17 protein-coding genes and 1 CRISPR repeat array are annotated in these 18837 nt (G+C 73.2%); of the genes, 10 read left to right on the forward strand and 7 right to left on the reverse strand.

Annotated elements, in window-relative coordinates; genetic code table 11:
* Positions 1–3 precede the first annotated feature (3 nt).
* The 3 genes from V3T34_RS01825 (at position 4) to V3T34_RS01835 (ending at position 3594) form a co-directional block, all read left to right on the forward strand.
* On the forward strand, positions 4–1095 hold the full coding sequence (locus tag V3T34_RS01825) for a metallophosphoesterase family protein (protein ID WP_305076981.1): 1092 nt from the start codon (positions 4–6) through the stop codon (positions 1093–1095).
* A gap of 256 nt (positions 1096–1351) precedes the next feature.
* Positions 1352–2623, forward strand: a complete 1272-nt coding sequence (locus V3T34_RS01830; protein WP_060848856.1) for an arsenic transporter — start codon at positions 1352–1354, stop codon at positions 2621–2623.
* Positions 2624–2667: 44 nt separating this feature from the next.
* A complete protein-coding gene (locus V3T34_RS01835) occupies positions 2668–3594 on the forward strand; it encodes a DMT family transporter (RefSeq protein WP_305076982.1) in 927 nt (308 codons plus the stop codon).
* 45 nt (positions 3595–3639) lie between these two features.
* Here the strand turns inward: V3T34_RS01835 and glcF are convergent, their stop codons facing one another.
* Together glcF and mbfA are read right to left on the reverse strand one after the other, a co-directional pair.
* Entirely contained in the window at positions 3640–4983 is a 1344-nt protein-coding gene (gene glcF, locus V3T34_RS01840; RefSeq protein ID WP_305076983.1) for a glycolate oxidase subunit GlcF, read from the reverse strand.
* Between the two features lie 156 nt (positions 4984–5139).
* Complete coding sequence (mbfA, locus tag V3T34_RS01845) at positions 5140–6108, reverse strand: iron exporter MbfA (protein WP_060849587.1); 969 nt, start codon at positions 6106–6108, stop codon at positions 5140–5142.
* 337 nt (positions 6109–6445) lie between these two features.
* Positions 6446–6718: direct repeats of the CRISPR family, unit length 29 nt; unit sequence GGCTCCCCCGCACTCGCGGGGATCGACCC.
* 256 nt (positions 6719–6974) lie between these two features.
* Between mbfA and V3T34_RS01850 the strand changes: the two genes are divergently transcribed.
* From V3T34_RS01850 to lpxK, 3 genes are read left to right on the forward strand one after another with little or no spacing between them, the layout of a single operon-like run.
* Complete coding sequence (locus tag V3T34_RS01850) at positions 6975–7721, forward strand: lysophospholipid acyltransferase family protein (RefSeq protein WP_305076984.1); 747 nt, start codon at positions 6975–6977, stop codon at positions 7719–7721.
* Positions 7718–9052: a 3-deoxy-D-manno-octulosonic acid transferase gene (locus V3T34_RS01855; RefSeq protein WP_331369090.1), complete on the forward strand. Its 1335-nt coding sequence runs from the start codon at positions 7718–7720 to the stop codon at positions 9050–9052. Before V3T34_RS01850 ends, V3T34_RS01855 begins: the two co-directional genes overlap by 4 nt.
* Complete coding sequence (gene lpxK / locus V3T34_RS01860) at positions 9049–10041, forward strand: tetraacyldisaccharide 4'-kinase (protein ID WP_305076986.1); 993 nt, start codon at positions 9049–9051, stop codon at positions 10039–10041. The genes V3T34_RS01855 and lpxK overlap by 4 nt, the downstream gene beginning before the upstream one ends.
* On the opposite strand, the gene V3T34_RS01865 is transcribed toward lpxK, so the two are convergent.
* Complete coding sequence (locus V3T34_RS01865; RefSeq protein WP_060848861.1) at positions 10027–10248, reverse strand: DUF2093 domain-containing protein; 222 nt, start codon at positions 10246–10248, stop codon at positions 10027–10029. The two genes, lpxK and V3T34_RS01865, sit on opposite strands and share 15 nt — an antisense overlap.
* Before the next feature lie 128 nt (positions 10249–10376).
* On the opposite strand from V3T34_RS01865, the gene cdd reads away from it, so the two are divergent.
* Genes cdd through deoA form a run of 3 tightly spaced genes read left to right on the forward strand, consistent with a single transcriptional unit; the run spans position 10377 to position 12939 of the window.
* The gene (cdd, locus tag V3T34_RS01870; protein ID WP_305076987.1) at positions 10377–10775 is read left to right on the forward strand and encodes a cytidine deaminase; all 399 of its coding nucleotides are present in this window, start codon (positions 10377–10379) and stop codon (positions 10773–10775) included.
* A complete protein-coding gene (locus tag V3T34_RS01875) occupies positions 10772–11602 on the forward strand; it encodes a purine-nucleoside phosphorylase (RefSeq protein WP_082742673.1) in 831 nt (276 codons plus the stop codon). Before cdd ends, V3T34_RS01875 begins: the two co-directional genes overlap by 4 nt.
* Positions 11603–11625: 23 nt before the next feature.
* A complete protein-coding gene (deoA, locus tag V3T34_RS01880; protein ID WP_305076988.1) occupies positions 11626–12939 on the forward strand; it encodes a thymidine phosphorylase in 1314 nt (437 codons plus the stop codon).
* A gap of 157 nt (positions 12940–13096) precedes the next feature.
* On the opposite strand, the gene fliJ is transcribed toward deoA, so the two are convergent.
* Positions 13097–13504 (reverse strand): flagellar export protein FliJ, encoded by a 408-nt coding sequence (fliJ, locus tag V3T34_RS01885; RefSeq protein ID WP_060848864.1) that lies wholly within the window; start codon positions 13502–13504, stop codon positions 13097–13099.
* An 89-nt stretch (positions 13505–13593) separates the two neighbouring features.
* Entirely contained in the window at positions 13594–14934 is a 1341-nt protein-coding gene (gene fliI, locus V3T34_RS01890; protein ID WP_305076989.1) for a flagellar protein export ATPase FliI, read from the reverse strand.
* Between the two features lie 432 nt (positions 14935–15366).
* Between fliI and ctrA the strand changes: the two genes are divergently transcribed.
* Entirely contained in the window at positions 15367–16068 is a 702-nt protein-coding gene (gene ctrA / locus V3T34_RS01895) for a response regulator transcription factor CtrA (protein WP_060848866.1), read from the forward strand.
* Between the two features lie 498 nt (positions 16069–16566).
* Here ctrA and V3T34_RS01900 read toward each other — a convergent pair whose 3' ends face one another.
* Positions 16567–17559: a CheR family methyltransferase gene (locus V3T34_RS01900; protein WP_305076990.1), complete on the reverse strand. Its 993-nt coding sequence runs from the start codon at positions 17557–17559 to the stop codon at positions 16567–16569.
* Between the two features lie 40 nt (positions 17560–17599).
* Positions 17600–18796, reverse strand: a complete 1197-nt coding sequence (locus tag V3T34_RS01905; protein ID WP_305076991.1) for a protein-glutamate methylesterase/protein-glutamine glutaminase — start codon at positions 18794–18796, stop codon at positions 17600–17602.
* Between the last annotated feature and the right edge of the window lie 41 nt (positions 18797–18837).

Consider the following 18837-nt stretch of genomic DNA (forward strand, 5'->3'; position numbering starts at 1 on the left):
GCCATGACGATCCCCCTCGCCTTCGCCCATATCGGCGACCTCCACCTCACCGGGGCGGAAGCCGACAACGCCCGCGACTTCGCCGCCATCGTGGCGCAGCTGAACGAGGTGGAGGGGCTCGACTTCATCTTCGTGCCCGGGGACAACGCCGATAACGGCCGCCCCGAGCAATACGCCCTGGTGCGGGCCGGCCTCGACCGGCTCCGCCTGCCGGCCCATGTCATCACCGGCGACCACGACATGGAGGGCGGCAGCCTCGACGCCTTCCATGACGGGCTCGGGGTACCGCACCTGCCCTACGCGGTCGACATGCGCGGCGTGCGCTGCCTCTTCCTCGACATGTGCGGGCCGGGCTCCGGCGGGCCGGATTTCCGCCTCGGCCCCGCCCAGGTCGCCTGGCTCGCCGACGAGCTGGAACGGGCCGGCGACACGCCCTGCGCCCTGTTCATGCACAGCTACCCGGCCGACCTGAAGGGCGAGGGCGAAGCCGAGCGCGTCGCCGACCTCGTCCATCGCGGCCCGGTGCGCCTCGTCGAGATGGGGCACACCCACTACAACGAGCTCGCCAATGACGGACGCACCGTCTACGCGGCGACCCGCTCGACCGGGCAGATCGAGGAGGGCCCGGTCGGCTACGCGATCGCGGCGATCGACGGCGGCGTGGTGAGCTGGCGCTTCAAGGAAATGGCGCGCCCCTGGCCGTTCGTGCTGATCACCGCCCCCGCCGACCGGCGCCTCGCCTGCGACGCCGGCCACATGGTCGGCGAGAGCGTGACCCTGCGCGCCCTGGTGCTGGGACCGGCCGAGACGGTGGAGTACCGCATCGACGACGGGTCGTGGCGGCCGATGGCGCGGGAGGACGGGGCACGCTGCTACGCGGCCACGATCGCCTGGCCGGCGGATGCCCGGGCGATCGAGGTCCGGGCGACGGGCGCGGGCGGCACCGACACCGACGCGATCGAGCCGGCGAGCGATCCGACCGGCCTGCCCACCTCCCGCGGCATCGGCAGCGACGCGGACGCGCTCGGCGCCTGGGAGGCGCGCGGCCTCATGGGGACGCAGCTCGGCCCGAACAGGAACGGGCGGCAGTGGTGATGGAGAACCGCCTGCTTCCCGAGGCGAACCGCAACGGCTGAAACCCTTCCTACACGCGACCTCGTCCCGAGGTGCGACCGACGGGAGCCTCGAAGGAGGCCTCCAGAATCCACCGTGATCCCCGGGGCCCTCCGTCGAGGCTCGTTTCGCTCGCACCTCGGGATAGGGTCGCGGGTGGGAGCGCCGCGAACGCGGGTGGTCCCAAGCCGAACACCCTTCAGATCCTCCCGACAGTGACGACAGGACCACTCCTCCGATGGCCGCGCTGACGCTCAGCCCCAACCTCGCGACCTGGGCGATCGCCGCCCTCGCCACCCTCGGCGTGATCGTGCGCCCGTTCTCCTGGCCGGAGGCGATCTGGGCGGTCGCGGGCGCCCTCGCCCTCGTGCTCCTCGGCCTGATGCCGGCCGGCACCGCCTGGGAGGGCGTCCTCAAGGGCACCGACGTCTACCTCTTCCTCGTCGGCATGATGCTGATGTCGGAGGTCGCCCGGAAGGAGGGCCTGTTCGACTGGCTCGCCGGCATCGCGGTGCGCACCGCCAAGGGCTCGGCCACCCGGCTCTTCACCCTGGTCTACCTCGTCGGCACGGTCGTCACGGTCTTCCTGTCGAACGACGCCTGCGCGGTGGTGCTGACGCCCGCGGTCTATGCCGCGACCCGGGCCGCCAAGGTCGAGAACCCGCTGCCCTACCTGTTCATCTGCGCCTTCATCGCCAACGCGGCGTCGTTCGTGCTGCCGATCTCGAACCCGGCCAACCTCGTGGTCTTCGCCGAGCACATGCCGCCGCTGACACGCTGGCTCGCCCTGTTCGGCCTGCCGTCGCTGCTGGCGATCGGGACGACCTACCTCGTCCTGCGGCTCACCCAGAACGGCACCCTCAAGCAGCAATCGGTCGCCACCGACGTCGAGGCGACGGCGCTGTCGCGCACCGGCATCGTCGCGGGCCTCGGCATCGTGGCGACCGGCGCGGTGCTGATCGGCGCCTCGGCGCTCGGGCGCGACCTCGGCCTGCCGACCTTCGTGGCGGGGCTCGCCACCACCCTCATCGTGCTGGCGCTGCGTCGCGGCAGCGGCGCCGTGGAGGTGGTCAAGGACGTGTCCTGGAGCGTGCTGCCGCTCGTCGCCGGGCTGTTCGTGCTGGTCGAGGCGCTGGAGAAAACCGGCGTGCTGGCGATGATCGCCGACGCCCTGAAACAGGCCGCCACCGCCGCGCCGACCGAGACCGCCTGGGGCGCCGGCGCGCTCATCGCCATCGCCTGCAACCTCGTCAACAACCTGCCGGCGGGCCTGATCGCCGGGGCCGCGGTCCAGGCCGCGCACGTCCCCGAGAAGGTCGCGGGCGCCGTGCTGATCGGCGTCGATCTGGGGCCGAACCTCTCGGTCACCGGCTCACTCGCCACCATCCTGTGGCTCACCGCCATCCGCCGCGAGGGCCAGGACGTCAGCTTCTGGAGCTTCCTCAAGCTCGGCCTGGTGGTGATGCCGCCGGCCCTCGCGCTGGCGCTCGCAGGTCTTCTTCTCGTCTGACCGCTCCTCCTCGTCTGATCTCCTCCCACAGGAAGGTTTTTCCGGTGTCGATCGCCGCGCTCCTCTATCCCTTCATCCTGGTCGCCGGTGCGCTCCAGGCGCTCGGCAACGCGATGAACGCGCAGCTGCGCGGGCACATGGTCAATCCGTGGCTCGCCGCCACGGTGTCGTTCCTGCCGATCGTGTTCGTCTTCACCACCCTGTTCCTGGTGATGCCGACGCCGCTGCCGACCCTCGAGACCCTGGAGAAGATGCCCTGGTACGCCCCCCTCGGGGGGCTGGCCGGCGCGGTCGCGGTGTTCGGCGGGCTCGCCTTCATCGACAAGGTCGGCGCCGGGCCGTTCAACGGCCTGACCCTGACCGCCAACATCATCACCTCGCTCGCCCTCGACGCCTTCGGGCTGTTCGGGCTCCAGGCCGCCGGCTTCAAGCCGCTGCCCTGGCTCGGCGGGCTCCTGATGGCGGCCGGCGTGGTGTTCATCGCGAAGACCGCGGGCAAGAAAGACGAAGGCGAGGGCCACAGCCTGAGCGGCAAGCTGCTCTACCCGTTCATCCTGGTGGCGGGCGCCCTGATGGCGATCGGCGTGGTATGGAATTCGCAGCTGCGCGGGGCGCTGGTGAACCCCTGGCTCGCCGCCACCGTGTCGTTCGTGCCGGTCGTCTTCGCCTTCGCGCTGATGTTCCTGCTGAAACCCACGCCGCTGCCCAAGCGCGCGGACTTGGCCGGGGTGCGCTGGTGGATGCCGCTCGCCGGCATCACCGGGGCGGTCGCGGTGTTCGCGGGCCTCCTCTTCGTCGACAAGGTCGGGGCCGGCGCGCTCAACGGGCTCCTCATCACCGCGAACCTCCTGACCTCGGTGGCGCTCGACCATTTCGGCTGGCTCGGCATGCGTCAGGTCAAGGCCGGCCCGCCACGGCTGCTCGGCGCCGCCCTGATGGTCGGCGGGATCGTGCTGATCTCGGTGTTCTGACGGGGGAAGCGCCGGACGGGACCCGCCCGTCCGGCGGGTCGCCGCCTATTCCGCCGCCGCCAGCGCCGGCCGCTTGTCCGCCACCCCGTCCAGGGCCGCCGGGCGCGGGCCGCCGGTCGCCCAGTCGAGGAGTTCCACCGTGTGGACGATCGGGATCGCGGTGCCCTTCCCGATCTGCGTAGCGCAGCCGATGTTGCCGGTGGCGATCACGTCGGGGCGCACGCGCTCGATATTGGCGACCTTGCGGGCGCGCAGATGCGCGGCCAGCTCCGGCTGCAGGATGTTGTACGTCCCGGCCGAGCCGCAGCAGATGTGGCCCTCCGGCACGTCCTTCACGGTGAAGCCGGCGCGCGCGAGCAGCGCCTTCGGCTCGGTGCGCAGGCCCTGCCCGTGCTGCATCGAGCAGGCGGAGTGGTAGGCGACGACGAGGTCGGTCTCGACCACCGGCTCGGACAGGCCGAGGCTCGTCACGTATTCGGTCACGTCGCGGGCGATCCCCGCGACCCGGGCCGCCTTCTCGGCATAGGCCGGGTCGTCGCGGAACATGAAGCCGTAATCCTTGATCGTGGTGCCGCAGCCCGAGGCCGTGACCACGATGGCGTCCAGCCCCTCGCCGTCCATCTCGGCGATCCAGGCATCGATCGTGCGCCGGGCCAGCGCGTGCGAGGACTCCTCCTGGCCCATGTGGTGGGTGAGTGCGCCGCAGCAGCCCTCGCCCTTGGCCTGCACCACCTCGACGCCGTGGCGGTTCAGGAGCCGGATCGCCGCCTCGTTGAAGTCCGGCCGCAGGACGCTCTGGGCGCAGCCGCGCAGGAGCGCCACCCGGCCCCGGCGCGGGCCGGCGGCGGGGAAGCGGCCGGGCCTGTCGTGCGCCGAGCGGGTCGGCAGCGAGGCCGGCGCGAGGTCGAGCATCGCGGCCAGCCGATTGCCGACCTTCGGCATCCTCGCGGCGATGCCCCGGAACGGCCGGCCGAGGGTGGCGCCGAGGAGTGCCAGGCGGAAGCGGTTCGGATAGGGCAGCACGCGCGCCAGCACCGCGCGCAGGAACCGGTCCTCGGCCGGGCGGGAATAGGTCTTTTCGATATGGGCGCGGGCATGGTCGACGAGGTGCATGTAATGCACCCCCGACGGGCAGGTGGTCATGCAGGACAGGCACGACAGGCAGCGGTCGACGTGCTTGACCACCTCGGGGCTCGCCGGCTTGCCGCCCTCCAGCATGTCCTTGATCAGGTAGATGCGCCCGCGCGGCGAATCGAGCTCGTCGCCGAGCAGCAGGTAGGTCGGGCAGGTGGCGGTGCAGAAGCCGCAATGCACGCAGGTGCGCAGGATCTTCTCCGAGGCCGCCATGGCCGGGTCGGCGAGCTGCGCGGGGGTGAAGCTGGTCTGCACGGCGTTTCCTCGGGCGGAGTCTCGGAGGACGTTTCTTGGTGGGCCGTTCCGTCGGGCCCTCGGCTCCCCCGTATCTAGACCATTTTCAAGGTGGCGGGAGCGGCTTTCGGGGCCGCCCCCCGCGCACGGTGCCGCACGAGGCCGCCCGCCTCCCCATCAGGCGCTGCCGATGGCGACGCCGGCGAGCAGCACCAGCACCCCGCCGAGCACCACCTGGAGCGCGGCGCGCCAGAACGGCGTCTCCATGTAGCGGGTGCGGATCGCCGAGATCGCGCAGAGCTCGACGACCACCACCAGCGCCGCCAGCACGGTGGCGATCGCGAAGGCGTTCGACCAGGAATCCGGCACCAGGTAGGGCAGCGTGTGGCCGAGCCCCCCGACCGTCGTCATCACGCCGCAGACGAGGCCGCGCAGCCAGGGCGAGCCGCGCCCGGTGATGCTGCCGTCGTCCGACAGGGCCTCGGTGAAGCCCATGCTGATGCCCGCGCCGATCGAGGCGGCGAGGCCGACCAGGAAGGTCTGCCAGTTGTTGTGGGTGGCGAAGGCGGCGGCGAAGAGCGGCGCGAGCGTCGAGACCGAGCCGTCGATCAGCCCGGCGAGGCCCGGCTGGACGTAGCGCAGCACGAACAGGCGGTGGGCCGCCCGCGCCTCCTCGGCGGCGGCGTCCCCGCTCTCCTGCTCGGCCGACAGGGAGGCGGCCCGGTCGCCGTGGCCGCGCTCGATCTCGGCGAGCCGGGTGAAGAGCTGGCGCACCCCGAGATCGCGGGAGAGCTCCGCCGCCCGCTCGTAGAAGGCGGCGGCCTGCGCCTCCATCCCCTGCGCCTCCCGCCGCATCCGCGCCGCGTCGAGCCCCTGCCACCAGACCGGCCGGCGGCGGGGAAACCCCTTCACGTCCTCGCGCCGCAGGGGCGGCAGGTGCTCGCCGAAGCGCTGGCGATACGCCGCGTAGAGGTCGTCGCGGTGCCCCGCCTCCTCCTCCGCCATCGCCTCGAACACCCCGGCCGAGCCCGGCAGGTCGGCCCGCAGGCCCTCGGCGAAGCTGCGGTAGATGCGGGAATCCTCCTCCTCGCTGGCGATGGCAAGGGCCAGCACCTCGCGTTCGGTGAGATCGGTCAGGGCCTTCACGGGCATGCTCCAGTCTGGAATGGCTCCAATCTATAGATTGGATTCATTCCAAACAAGTGCTGGCGTGCGTCGCGCCATCCGGGGCCGGGCGTCGCGCGGACGATGGCCCTCGACGACCGGGCCGGTCTCGGGCATCCTGCGGCGTCGCCGGTTGCGTATCTGCCCCAACGGCATCTTTGACATCGTGAACGGTATCAGAGAGTTAGCTGGCAGAGGCTCCCCCGCACTCGCGGGGATCGACCCCCCTGCCAGTGGATCACCGCTCGGGCGTAGGCGGCTCCCCCGCACTCGAGGGGGATCGACCCCACTGCATCTCGACGATGGTGACGCGCCGCGTGGCTCCCCCGCACTCGCGGGGATCGACCCTCGCGATAGGCGCCCTTCACCGCGTCGAGCCCGGCTCCCCCGCACTCGCGGGGATCGACCCCCCACGAAGGTGCCGCCGGCCGGGCCCCGGATGGCTCCCCCGCACTCGCGGGGATCGACCCATCAGCCGCCGGAGGACCGGGATTTGGGCAATGGCTCCCCCGCACTCGCGGGGATCGACCTCACACCTGGATTGCGAAGCCGGGCCGCCCCAGGGCTCCCCCGCCCATGCGGGGATCGACCCGCCACCTTCACCAGGATCAACACGCAGCTCGTGGCTCCCCCGTCCTCCGCGGGGATCATGTCCGCCTCGGAATGCGTGCGTTGCCGCACGCCGCTGCCCGCATCTGCGCCCGCGCGGCGGTTGCCTCGCGGGCCCGAACGGAGCATGACGGCGCCCGGATTCGCGCGGGCTCCCTTGTCGTCCCGCGGGTGCGGGGCCGCGCGGGGTCTTCTTACCGCGCACCGAAGAGCCCGTCCTCCCGAACGAAGTGCTGCCGATGAGCGTCGTCACCCGCATCGCCCGCAGCCGGGCCGCCCAGGAAAGCCTCGGGTTCCTCGGCGCGAGCTACCTGAAGCTGGTGCAGGGCACGAACCGCTTCAGCCTCGATCCGCCGGGCGCCTACGACTGGCTCACGCCGCTGCGGCCCTTCATCATCGCGATGTGGCACGGCCAGCACCTGATGGTGCCGTTCGTGCGCCGGCCGCAGGACCGGGCCGCCACCATGGTGTCGCGCTCGGTCGACGGCGGGGTGAACACCGCGGTCCTGGAGCGGATGGGCGTGCGGGTGATCCGCGGCTCGGGCGCGCGGCGCGCGCGCGACATCTGGGCCAAGGGCGGGGTCCAGGCCCTGCGCGGCTGCCTCAAGGCCCTGGAGGACGGCGAGTCGGTGGCGTTCAGCGCCGACGTGCCGAAGGTGTCGCGGCGCTGCGGCGAGGGCATCGTGATGCTGGCGCGGATGTCCGGCCGCCCGGTGGTGCCGACTGCCGTCGTGACGAGCCGCTACCTGCAATTCGACAGCTGGGACCGGGCGAGCCTCGGCCTGCCCTTCGGCCGCGGCGTGATGGCCTTCGGCGAGCCGATCAGCGTGCCGCGAGACCTCGACGCGGCGGGGATCGAGGCGGCGCGCCTGCGCATCGAGACCGAGCTGAACGCGGTCCATGCCCGGGCCTTCGCGCAGGTCGGCCGGATCGATCCGGTCCATACCCGCAAGGGCCATACCCGCAAGGGGGCCTCGGCCCGATGAGGCGCGAGGAGACCCGGCCTCGCGAGCAGCGACCCGGCGACCTGCCGGCCCTGCTGCGCGCCTACCATTACGGGCTGATCGCCGGCGAGCCGGCGCTCGCGGGGCTGCTCGCCTGGCGGCGCCGGCGCGGCAAGGAGGACCCGGTGCGCCTGCCCGAGCGCACCGGCCGCCCCGGCAGGCCGCGGCCGGCGGGCCCGCTGGTCTGGGCCCACGGCGCCAGCATCGGCGAGGCCCTGTCGCTCCTCGGCCTCGTCGAGCGGCTGACCCGGCGCGGCTTCACGGTTCTCGTCACCTCCGGCACCCGCACCTCGGCCGAGCTGCTGGCGCGGCGGCTTCCGGCGGGGGCGCTGCACCAGTTCGTGCCCCTCGACGCGCCGCGCTACGTTGCCCGCTTCCTCGACCATTGGCAGCCGGACCTCGCCCTCGTCGCCGAATCGGAGTTGTGGCCCAACACCATCCTGGCGCTGCACGCCCGCGGGGTGCCGCTGATCCTGGTGAACGGGCGGATGTCCGAGCGCTCGGCCCGCGGCTGGGGGCGCACCCCGGCGGTCGCCCGCGCGCTGCTGTCGCGGGTCGCGCTCTGCCTCGCCCAGAGCCGGGAGGAGGCGGAGCGCTTCGCCCGCCTCGGCGCGCCGCGGGTCGAGACCGGCGGCAACCTGAAATTCGATGCGGGCCCGCCCCCGGCGGAGCCCGAGGCGCTGCGCCAGCTCCAGGGCGTGATGCAGGGCCGTCCGGTCTGGCTCGCCGCCTCGACCCACCCGGGCGAGGAGGCCGCCGCCGCCGCGGTCCATCGGGCGCTGGCGCGGACGCATCCGGGCCTCCTCACCATCGTGGTGCCGCGCCATCCCGACCGGGGGGCGGAGGTGGCGGCCCAGGCCGCCGCCGCGGGGCTGCGGGTCGGGCGCCGCGCCACCGGCGGGCAGCCGCACGACAAGGTCGATCTCTACGTCGCCGACACGGTCGGCGAGCTCGGCCTGTTCTACCGCCTGTGCCCGCTCGTCTTCGTCGGCGGCTCGCTCGCCCGTCACGGCGGCCAGAACCCGATCGAGCCGGCCCGCCTCGGCGCGGCGATCCTGACCGGGCCGCATGTCCGCAACTTCGCCCAGGTCTACGGCGCTCTCGAACGCGCCGGCGGCGCCCGGACGGTCCGGGACGGGCAGGAACTGACGGCGGCGGTCGACGGGCTGCTCGGCGATTCCGAAAGCCGCCGGGCGATGGCCCGGGCCGGCGCGGCGGCGATCGAGGCGGCCGGCGGCGCCACCGACCGGGCGATGGCGGCGCTCGAGCCCTTCATCTGCCAGCTGATCATCGCCGGGCGGTTCGCCTCGTGAGGCAGGCGCCGGGCTTCTGGTGGCACGAGACGCCGGGCCCGGCGGCCCGGCTGCTGGCGCCGATCGGTCACGTCTACGGGGCGCTCTCCGCCCGCCGAATGGCGCGGGCGGGCACCCGGGTGCCCGCCCCCGTGGTCTGCGTCGGCAACTTCTCCCTCGGTGGCACCGGCAAGACGCCGACGGCGCTGGCGGTGGCGGTCCTGCTGCGCGACCTCGGCCGGCGCCCGGCCTTCCTGAGCCGGGGTTACGGCGGCAGCCTGACCGGTCCCGTGCGGGTCGATCCCGCCCGGCACGGCGCGGCGCAGGTCGGCGACGAGCCGCTGCTGCTGGCCCGCGCCGGCCCGGCTTTCGTCGCCCGCGACCGGGTGGCGGGCGCGCAGGCCTGCCTGGCGGATGGCGCCGACGTGGTGGTGATGGATGACGGGCTGCAGAACCCGGGCCTCGCCAAGGATCTGTCCATCGCGGTGTTCGACGGCGCCGTGGGGCTCGGCAACGGCCGGGTCTTCCCGGCGGGTCCGCTGCGGGCGCCGGCCGCCGCGCAATGGCCCCGCATCCACGCCGCCCTGGTGATCGGCGAGGGGGCACCGGGTGCTCGGATCCTGGCCGAGGCGCGGGCGCGCGGACTGCCGGCGCTTCGCGGCCGGCTGGTGCCCGATCCGGCGGCCGCCGCGGCGCTGGCGGGACGCCCGGTCCTGGCCTTCGCGGGGATCGGGCGGCCGCAAAAGTTCTTCGCGAGCCTGCGCGAGATCGGGGCGGAGATACGCGAGACCCGGGCCTTCCCGGACCACCACGCCTTCACGGCCGCGGAGGTCGCGGGCCTCGTCGCGGACGCGGCGCGGGCAAACCTCCTCCTGGTGACGACCGAGAAGGACCGGGTGCGCCTGCCGGACGACCTGCCGGTGGCGACGCTGCCGGTGGTGCTGGCCCTCGACGAGCCGGAGGCGCTCGCCGCGCTGCTGCGGCGGCTCCGACCGCTACCCGGCCCGTGAGTCCTGGCGCAGGCGCACCATCACGGCGTCGGGATCGGCATAGGCCTCCTGGCGCGCCACGCTCCAGTAGCGCAGGGCATCGAGCGGGATCTCGACGCCGGTCACGCCGCAGCGCACGAACCGGCCGGGCTTCACCACCCGCAGGTTGCTGTCGCCGTACTCGACGACGGCCTCGCCGGACCCGTTGCGCTCGAACCGTCCCAGCATCGCCCCGGATCCCTCGCCTCTTGGAAAGACGACGGGTTTAAGACCACCGCACCGGCTTGTCGACGGGCTCGACGGCGGGCGCCGGTCCGGCCATGATCGGGTCTCGCCGTCACGCAGCCGGAGCCGGGATGGACCCGATCGACACCCTGTTTTCCGCCGCCCGCGCGGTCCAGGGCCGCGCCCACGCCCCCTATTCGCGCTTCCGCGTCGGCTCCGCCGTCCTGGACGAGGCCGGGGCGGTGCATGCCGGCTGCAACGTCGAGAACGCCGCCTACCCGGTCGGCACCTGCGCGGAAGCCGGGGCGATCGCCGCGATGGTGGCGGCCGGCGGCCGGCGCATCGCCGCGATTTTGGTGCTCGGCGACGGCGCGGCGCTGGTCACCCCCTGCGGCGCCTGCCGCCAGCGCATCCGCGAATTCGCCGCCCCCGACACGCCGATCCACGTCGCCGGGCCGGAGGGGCTGCGCCGGACCTTCACCCTCGACGAGCTGCTGCCCGCCTCGTTCGGGCCGGACAACCTCGCGTGAGCGAGAGCGATCCCCGCATCGCCGCGGCGGCCGCCTATGTGCGGGCCCGCCTCGGAGACGAGCCCTTCGCCCTCGCCCTCGTGGCCGGCACCGGGCTCGGGCCCCTGGCCGGGCGGCTCACCGAGGCGGTCGCCCTGCCCTACGGCGAGATCCCGCACTTTCCCGCCTCCGGCGTCTCGGGCCATGCCGGGCGGCTGGTGGCCGGGCGCCTCTCGGGGCGCCGGGTGCTGCTGTTCCAGGGCCGCGCCCACGCCTACGAGCACGGCGACGCCGCCGCGATGCGGGTGCCGGTCGGGCTGGTGGCGGCGCTCGGCGCCCCGCCGCTGCTCCTCACCAACGCCGCCGGCTCGCTCCTGCCCGAGGCCGGGCCCGGCCGCCTCGCCCTCGTCACCGACCACGTCAACCTGTCGGGCATGAACCCGCTCTACGGCGAGGCGTCCGACGCCCGCTTCGTGCCGATGGTGGACGCCTACGATCCGGCCCTGCGCGCGGCGCTGAAGCGAGCGGCGCGGGCTTGCGGCGTGCCGTTGGCGGAGGGCGTCTACGCCTGGTTCTCGGGCCCGAGCTTCGAGACGCCGGCGGAGATCCGCATGGCTAAGGCGCTCGGCGCCGACCTCGTCGGCATGTCGACGGTGCCGGAGGTGATCCTCGCCCGGTTCTTCGGCCTCAGGGTCGCGGCCCTGTCGCTGGTGACGAACTACGCCGCCGGGTTCGAGGCCGGGACCGGAATCGGCGCGCCCCACCACGCCGAGACCAAGCGCGTCGCCGAACAGGCTGCCGACGATGTCGGGCGCCTCGTCGCGGCGCTGCTCTCCCGCGACCTCTGACGCTCTCTTCCGGGATCCCATCCATGACGCTGCTGCCGCAGGAACTGATCCGCCTCAAGCGCGACGGGCAGGCGCTGCCGGACGACGCCCTCGAGGCCTTCATCGCCGGGCTGACCGACGGGCGGGTGACCGAGGGCCAGGCGGCGGCCTTCGCCATGGCGGTCTTCTTCCGCGGCCTGTCGCTGCCCGAGCGCGTCGCGCTCACCCGGGCGATGACCCGCTCCGGCACCGTCCTGCAGTGGGACCTGCCGGGCCCGGTCCTCGACAAGCACTCGACCGGGGGGGTCGGCGACACGGTGAGCCTGCCGCTCGCCGCGATGGTCGCGGCCTGCGGCGGCTACGTGCCGATGATCTCGGGCCGCGGCCTCGGCCATACCGGCGGCACCCTCGACAAGCTCGACAGCATCCCGGGCTACACCACGGCGCCGGACGTCGACCTGTTCCGGCGCGTCACCCGGAAGGTCGGCTGCGCGGTGATCGGCCAGACCCCGGACCTCGCCCCCGCCGACCGGCGGCTCTACGCCATCCGGGACGTCACCGGCACGGTCGAATCCCTCGACCTGATCACCGCCTCGATCCTGTCGAAGAAGCTCGCGGCCGGGCTGCAGGGCCTCGTCATGGACGTGAAAGCGGGTTCCGGCGCCTTCATGGCCCGTACCGAGGAGGCGCGGGGCCTCGCCGAGAGCCTGGTGACGGTGGCGAACGGCGCCGGCCTGCCGACGCGAGCGCTCCTCACCGACATGGACCAGCCCCTGGCCTCGGCCGCCGGGAACGCCGTCGAGGTCGCGTATGCCCTCGACTACCTGGCCGGCCGCCGGCGCGAGCCGCGCTTCCACGCCGTGACGGTGGCGCTCGGCGCCGAGATGCTGGTCCTCGGGGGCTTGAGCCCCGACCTCGCCGACGCGACCGCCCGGCTGGAGGACAGCCTGGCCTCGGGCCGCGCCGCGGAGGTGTTTTCCGGGATGGTGACGGCGCTCGGCGGACCCGCCGACCTGATCGCGGCGCCGGAGCGCCACCTGCCCCGCGCCGGTTTGGTGCGGGCGATTCCCGCGCCGCGGGCGGGCCGCGTCCAGGCCATCGCCACCCGGGACATCGGCGTCGCGGTGATCGGCCTCGGCGGCGGCCGGACCCGGCCGCAGGACCCGATCGACCACGCGGTCGGCCTCACCGACCTGGCGGCTCTGGGAGCCGAGGTCGGGCCGGAGCGGCCGCTCGCGATCGTGCATGCGCGCAGCGAAGCGGAGGCGGATCGCGCCGAGGCCGCGGTCGTCGCGGCCTACCGGATCGGCGGGGATGCCCCGCCCGCCAGGGAGGTGATCCTGGAGCGGGTCGGCTGACCCGTCCCTACGCCAGGCGCCCGGCCCACGGGGCGGGTGATGACAACACGGCGTGCCTGCCTCCTCCGCCGTCCGGAAGAGGGTCATGCGCTTTCATCGCGAAACCTTACGCCGGACGCCCCGAGGTGGGGCGAGCCGGCCTTCCGCCCGGCCCTCTTCAGGCCCGGGCGCGGCCGAGCCCGATCGCGTCCATGCTGGCCTGGTCGCGGGCATTCTCGGCGACGCGCTCGCCCGAGCGCTCGCGGTCATCGAGGATCTCGACCTTCTTCAGCTCCTCGAACGCCTCGGCGAGGGCCGCCTTGGCCTCGGCGAGCTGCACGTCGAGGTCCTGGGCGGAGCGGCGGATGTTGTCGCGGCGCTGGGCGGCGGCGCGGGCATAGGTCGGGTAGGCGAAATGGGCGGGGTCGGAGATCCCGGCCCGCTGCTCCTCCTGGCCGATCTCACGGTCGAGGTCGGCGGCCATGCGGGCGAAATCGGCGATCATCGCCTCGATTTGCGCGACCTTGCGGCGCTTCTCGTCGGCCTGGAAGCGGCGCAGCCGGATGAGCGTGTCCCGCGATTTCATTGTTACTCCACTCCCGCCAGCGGCATGCGGCCGAGCCTCGCCCGTCGCGCGCCTTCACGAGGCCGCAGGGCGGGCGGCCCGCCCCACCCTCACGGCCCGCCGACGATCGCGGCGAGGCGCTCATAACCCTCGCGGATGGAGGTTGCTTCTTCCTTACCCTGCCCCAGAAAAGCCTCCAGATCGGGCATCAGGCCGATCGCCTCGTCGACCTCCGGCGAGCTGCCGGGGCGATAGGCGCCGAGCCGGATCAGCTCCTCCATGTCGGCATAGGTCGAGAGCACCCGGCGGGCGCGGCGGACCACCTCGAGGTAGTCCGGGTCGCAGGAGCGCGGCATGGTGCGGGAGACCGAGCGCAGCACGTTGATCGCCGGGTAGCGGCCGCGCTCGGCGATGGCGCGCTCCATCACGATGTGCCCGTCGAGGATGCCCCGCACCGCGTCGGCCACCGGCTCGTTGTGGTCGTCGCCCTCGACCAGCACGGTGAACAGGCCGGTGATCGCGCCGTCCCCGGTGCCGGGCCCGGCCCGCTCGAGGAGGCGCGGCAGCTCGGAGAACACGGTCGGCGTGTAGCCCTTGGCGGTCGGCGGCTCGCCGGCGGCGAGCCCGATGTCGCGTTGGGCCATGGCGAAGCGGGTGATCGAATCGACCATGCACAGCACCTGCGCGCCCTGGTCGCGGAAGTGCTCGGCGAGGGCGAAGGTGACGTAGGCGGCGTTGCGGCGCATCAGCGCCGGCTCGTCGGAGGTCGCCACCACAACGATCGAGCGGGCGAGGCCCTCCTCCCCGAGGTCGTCCTGGAGGAATTCCTGCACCTCGCGGCCGCGCTCGCCGACGAGGCCGATCACCGCGACGTCGGCGGCGGTGTAGCGCGCCAGCATCGAGAGCAGCACCGACTTGCCGACGCCGGAGCCGGCGAAGATGCCCATGCGCTGGCCCGCGCACATCGTCAGGAAGGTGTTGAGGCAGCGCACCCCGAGATCGAGGGGCGGGCCGACGCGGCGGCGGGCATGGGCGGGGGGCGGATCGGCCCGGAGGCCGTAGGGCAGCGGGCCGGGCGGCAGCGGGCCCTTGCCGTCGATCGGGCGGCCGAGCGCGTCGATCACGCGGCCGAGCCAGGCCCGGCTCGGACGGATCGCGCCCGCCCCCTCCCCCCGGACCCGAGCCGGGCAGCCGCGGCGCACCCCCTGGAGCGAGCCGAACGGCATCGCGAGCGCGTGGGGGCCGGAGAAGCCGATGATCTCGCACGGAACGGCGGTGCCGGCGGCCTCGTCCACCACCACGTCGAGCCGGCCGCCGAGCCGCATCGCCGCGACCGGGCCGGCGACCTCGACGAGCAGGCCCCGCACCGCGACGACCCGGCCGAACGTCTCGACCTCGTCGATGCCGGCCAGCGCGGCGCGGGCGGCATCGAGGCGCCCCGGGCCGGTCACGGCAGCATCCTGTTGATACGAAGCGGTTTCCCGATCCCTGCCGCTGCCATTGCCGGATTCCATCAACGATCCATTTACCCCTCTCCTTAACACTGAGGCAGATGGGATCCACGGCGGGCTCCCGGAGGTTCTCCGGGGGCGTGGCGCGGACGCAACATCACGGGCGGGCGTCAATGGCGGGAGCCATTTAGCCGGCCCGGCGAGGCGGGATGCGGGTATGGTGTCGCGATTCGGCCGGAACGGAACGCAAACCCGCAAGGGCCCTGCCCGTCACGCGGTTTCATAACCGCTTGCGGGACGTGAACAGGGTTTGTTAACCGTTAAGGCATAGCGTCGCGGTTCGGAAGACAACGGGCGTCCCCCACGGGCCGGTGGGAGACGGGCGGCGGGGGCTTGCCTTAACCCTTGAGGGCCAGGGCTTGGGGACCTGAGATGCGGGTACTTCTGATCGAGGACGACAGCGCGACAGCGCAGAGCATCGAGTTGATGCTCAAGTCCGAAAACTTCAACACGTATACGACCGACCTCGGCGAGGAAGGTGTCGATCTCGGGAAGCTGTACGACTACGACATCATCCTGCTCGACCTGAACCTGCCCGACATGTCGGGCTACGAGGTTCTGCGCTCCCTCCGGGTGGCGAAGGTCAAGACCCCGATCCTGATCCTCTCCGGCATGGCCGGGATCGAGGACAAGGTGAAGGGCCTCGGGTTCGGTGCCGATGATTACCTCACCAAACCTTTCCACAAAGATGAACTGGTCGCGAGAATCCACGCGATCGTGCGCCGGTCGAAGGGCCACGCGCAGTCGGTGATCACCACCGGCGACCTGATCGTGAACCTCGACCAGAAAACCGTCGAGGTATCGGGCGCCCGGGTGCATCTCACCGGCAAGGAGTACCAGATGCTGGAGCTCCTCAGCCTGCGCAAGGGCACCACGCTGACCAAGGAGATGTTCCTCAACCATCTCTACGGCGGCATGGACGAGCCGGAGCTGAAGATCATCGACGTGTTCATCTGCAAGCTCCGCAAGAAGCTCGCGAATGCCAGCCAGGGCAAGAACTACATCGAGACGGTCTGGGGCCGCGGCTACGTGCTGCGCGAGCCGACCGAGGAAGAGAACCGCATCGCGGTCTGACCGTCCGATCCCCCCTGGGGGACGGAACGGACCAAAGAACCCCGCTCCGGCGGGGTTTTTTTGTGTCTGGAGACAATCGGGACATCGACGGGGCGGGGCCGTGTACGACCGGCCGCGCGCCCGTCCCGCGCCGCGCCTGGCAGGACGAAGCCGGCATCTCGGGAGCGGCGAGCCGAGCCTCCGGCCGGTCGGCGGCGACAGTAAGAGGCCCTCGTGCCGCAGGGCGGACGGCGGCGGCTCCAGGATCGCAGCACGACAGCGGCCGACGCCGGGAACCCGACCGATTGGCGGGAGCGGACGAGGAAGACGCGAGACCCTGAGCGGGAGGATCGTGGGGCAGGACGATCTTTCCTGTCCCGCCTTGCGCCAAGCTGTGCCGGGCTCCGGCCGCGCCGTCCGGAGGGGATCGCCGGCCGGCTCGTCATGGCCGCGGCGAGACGCGAGGACCGGTGGACCGATCCTCGCGGGCTCGCGGTCCCGGGCCGCGGGGCCGATCCGTCAGCGCGAGGCCCAGCGCAGGCCGGCGAGCGCGGCGGCCGCGCTCGGAGCGGCCGGCGTCGCCGCAGGGCCGGCGGCCGGCGCGGCGAATCCCGGATAGCCCGGGACCGCCGCCGCGTGGCTCGCGGCCAGCGCCGGGCTCGTGGACAAGCCGGGGCTCGACAGGCCTTGGCTCGCCGCGGCACGGCCGTGGCGGTACAGGCCGCGATGCTCGGGGTCGGGCACCAGCGTCTCGGTGATGCCGATCACCGTCTCGGCGGCGCCGAGCAGCACCGCGCCGTCGGGCGCGAGCTGGTCGGCGATCCGGCGCAGCACGTCGGCCTTGGTCGCCGTGTCGAAATAGATCAGCACGTTGCGGCAGTAGACGATGTCGAAGGTGCCGAGCTGCTCGAACGGCTGCAGCAGGTTGAGCGGCCGGAAGTCGACCATCTGGCGCAGGGACTCGGCGATCCGCCACTGCTCGCCCACCTGGGTGAAGTGCTTCAGCATCAGCTGCACCGGCAGGCCGCGCTGGACCTCGAACTGGTTGTATAGGCCGAGCTTGGCCTTCTCCAGCACCTCGGTCGAGAGGTCGGTGGCGATGATCTCGACCCGCCAGCCGGCGAGGCGGGGCGCGGCCTCGGCCAGCATCATCGCCAACGAGTACGGCTCCTGGCCGGTCGAGGCGGCGGCGCACCAGATCCGCAGGCGGCGCTGGTTGGCCCGGGCGACGAGCGCGCCGGGCAGCAGCACGTCGCGGAAGAGGTCGAACGGCGTGCGGTCGCGGAAGAAGAAGGTCTCGTTGGTGGTCATCGCCTCGACCACGGCGCGCTCGATCGCACCGTCCCGGGCGACCCGCAGGCAGCCGACGAGCTCGGTCAGCCCGGCGAGGTTGAAGCGCCGGCAGACCGGCGACAGGCGGCTCTCGACGAGGTAGCGCTTCTCCGCCGTCAGGGCGAGGCCGGAGCGCTGCTTGAGGTAGGCGCGGAGGAAATCGAACTCGGTCTCGGTCATTGGTGCGGCATCCTCCCCCGGATCCGTGGCAGGACGCGCATCAATGGCCCGGGCCGGCGATGGCGGAGCGGAGGGCCGGGCCGAGGCCCGACAGCGGCAGGATGTCGTGGGCGTAGCCGGCCCGCACCAGGCTGCCGGGCATGCCCCAGACGGTCGAGGACGCCTCGTCCTGGGCCAGCATGACGCCGCCGGCATCGACCAGGGCCTTGGCGCCCTTGGTGCCGTCGGATCCCATGCCGGTGAGCACCACCGACAGGGTGGCGGCGCCGTAGACCTCGGCGGCGTCGCGGAACATCACGTCGACCGCCGGGCGGCAGAAGTTCACCGGCGGGCCGTCGTTGAGCTGGATCACCGCCTCGGCGGCGGAGCCCGACAGGCCCATGTGGCGCCCGCCGGGGGCGACGTAGACGACGCCGGGGCGCACCGGCTCGCCGTGCTTGGCCTCCGCCGCCGGCAGGCCGATCCGGGCACCGAGATGCTCGGCGAACACCGCGGTGAAGACCGGCGGCATGTGCTGGACGATCAGGATCGGCACCCGCCGCAGGGTGGCGGCGCCGATGCTCTCCAGCACCTCCCCCACCGCCCGGGGACCGCCCGTCGAGGCGCCGACGAGCAGGCAGCGGGGTGCGGCGACCCGCAGCGGGCGTGGTCGGGTCGAGATCGCGGACGGCGCGGCGGCCGGGCGCGGCGCGGGGGCCGAGAGCGGCGAGGCGACCCGCTCGACCGGCGCGGCGGCGCCGAAGCCCGGCCGCTCGGACAATGCCGCGGGGCGGGCGCGGGGCCGGTTGCGCAGGTCGGCGCCGAGCATCCGGATCTTCTGGACCAGGTCCTCGCGGAAGCTCGCCTGGGTGGTGACGCCGCGGTTGCCCTCGGGCTTGGGCAGGTAGTCGATGGCGCCGAGCGCCAGGCAGCGCAGCGAGATCTCGGCGTTGCGCTGGGTCAGGGTCGACATCATGACGACCTGGAGCCCGGGGCGCTTGGCCAGCATCTTGGGCAGCGCCTGGGTGCCGTCGAGCTCCGGCATCTCGATGTCGAGGAGCACGATGTCGGGCTGGACCCGGTCGAGGGCATCGAGCGCGATGCGGCCGTTCGCGGCGGTGCCGACGATCTCGCACCCGGCTTCCTCGAGCCACCGCGAGACCAGGCCGCGCACCACCACGGAATCGTCGGCCACCAGGACGCGGATGCGCGGTCCGGCGCTCGGGGACGGGTTGGAAGGCGCGGCGGAGGCGGCCATGGCGTTTCTCGGTCGGCGCCGCGCAGGCGCGGGCCAGGGGG

Source organism: Methylobacterium ajmalii (assembly GCF_036448855.1).
GTDB classification, from domain to species: domain Bacteria; phylum Pseudomonadota; class Alphaproteobacteria; order Rhizobiales; family Beijerinckiaceae; genus Methylobacterium; species Methylobacterium ajmalii.

Excerpts from the sequence above, each read along its gene's own strand:
- V3T34_RS01865 (WP_060848861.1), bottom strand. The coding sequence starts at position 10,248 with ATGCTGGGACGGTTCGAGCGCAACGGGTCCGGCGAGGCCGTCGTCGAG.
- V3T34_RS01905 (WP_305076991.1), bottom strand. The coding sequence starts at position 18,796 with ATGGCCGCCTCCGCCGCGCCTTCCAACCCGTCCCCGAGCGCCGGACCG.
- V3T34_RS01825 (WP_305076981.1), top strand. The coding sequence starts at position 4 with ATGACGATCCCCCTCGCCTTCGCCCATATCGGCGACCTCCACCTCACC.
- fliJ (WP_060848864.1), bottom strand. The coding sequence starts at position 13,504 with ATGAAATCGCGGGACACGCTCATCCGGCTGCGCCGCTTCCAGGCCGAC.
- ctrA (WP_060848866.1), top strand. The coding sequence starts at position 15,367 with ATGCGGGTACTTCTGATCGAGGACGACAGCGCGACAGCGCAGAGCATC.
- V3T34_RS01850 (WP_305076984.1), top strand. The coding sequence starts at position 6,975 with ATGAGCGTCGTCACCCGCATCGCCCGCAGCCGGGCCGCCCAGGAAAGC.
- V3T34_RS01900 (WP_305076990.1), bottom strand. The coding sequence starts at position 17,559 with ATGACCGAGACCGAGTTCGATTTCCTCCGCGCCTACCTCAAGCAGCGC.
- deoA (WP_305076988.1), top strand. The coding sequence starts at position 11,626 with ATGACGCTGCTGCCGCAGGAACTGATCCGCCTCAAGCGCGACGGGCAG.
- V3T34_RS01830 (WP_060848856.1), top strand. The coding sequence starts at position 1,352 with ATGGCCGCGCTGACGCTCAGCCCCAACCTCGCGACCTGGGCGATCGCC.
- V3T34_RS01855 (WP_331369090.1), top strand. The coding sequence starts at position 7,718 with ATGAGGCGCGAGGAGACCCGGCCTCGCGAGCAGCGACCCGGCGACCTG.
- cdd (WP_305076987.1), top strand. The coding sequence starts at position 10,377 with ATGGACCCGATCGACACCCTGTTTTCCGCCGCCCGCGCGGTCCAGGGC.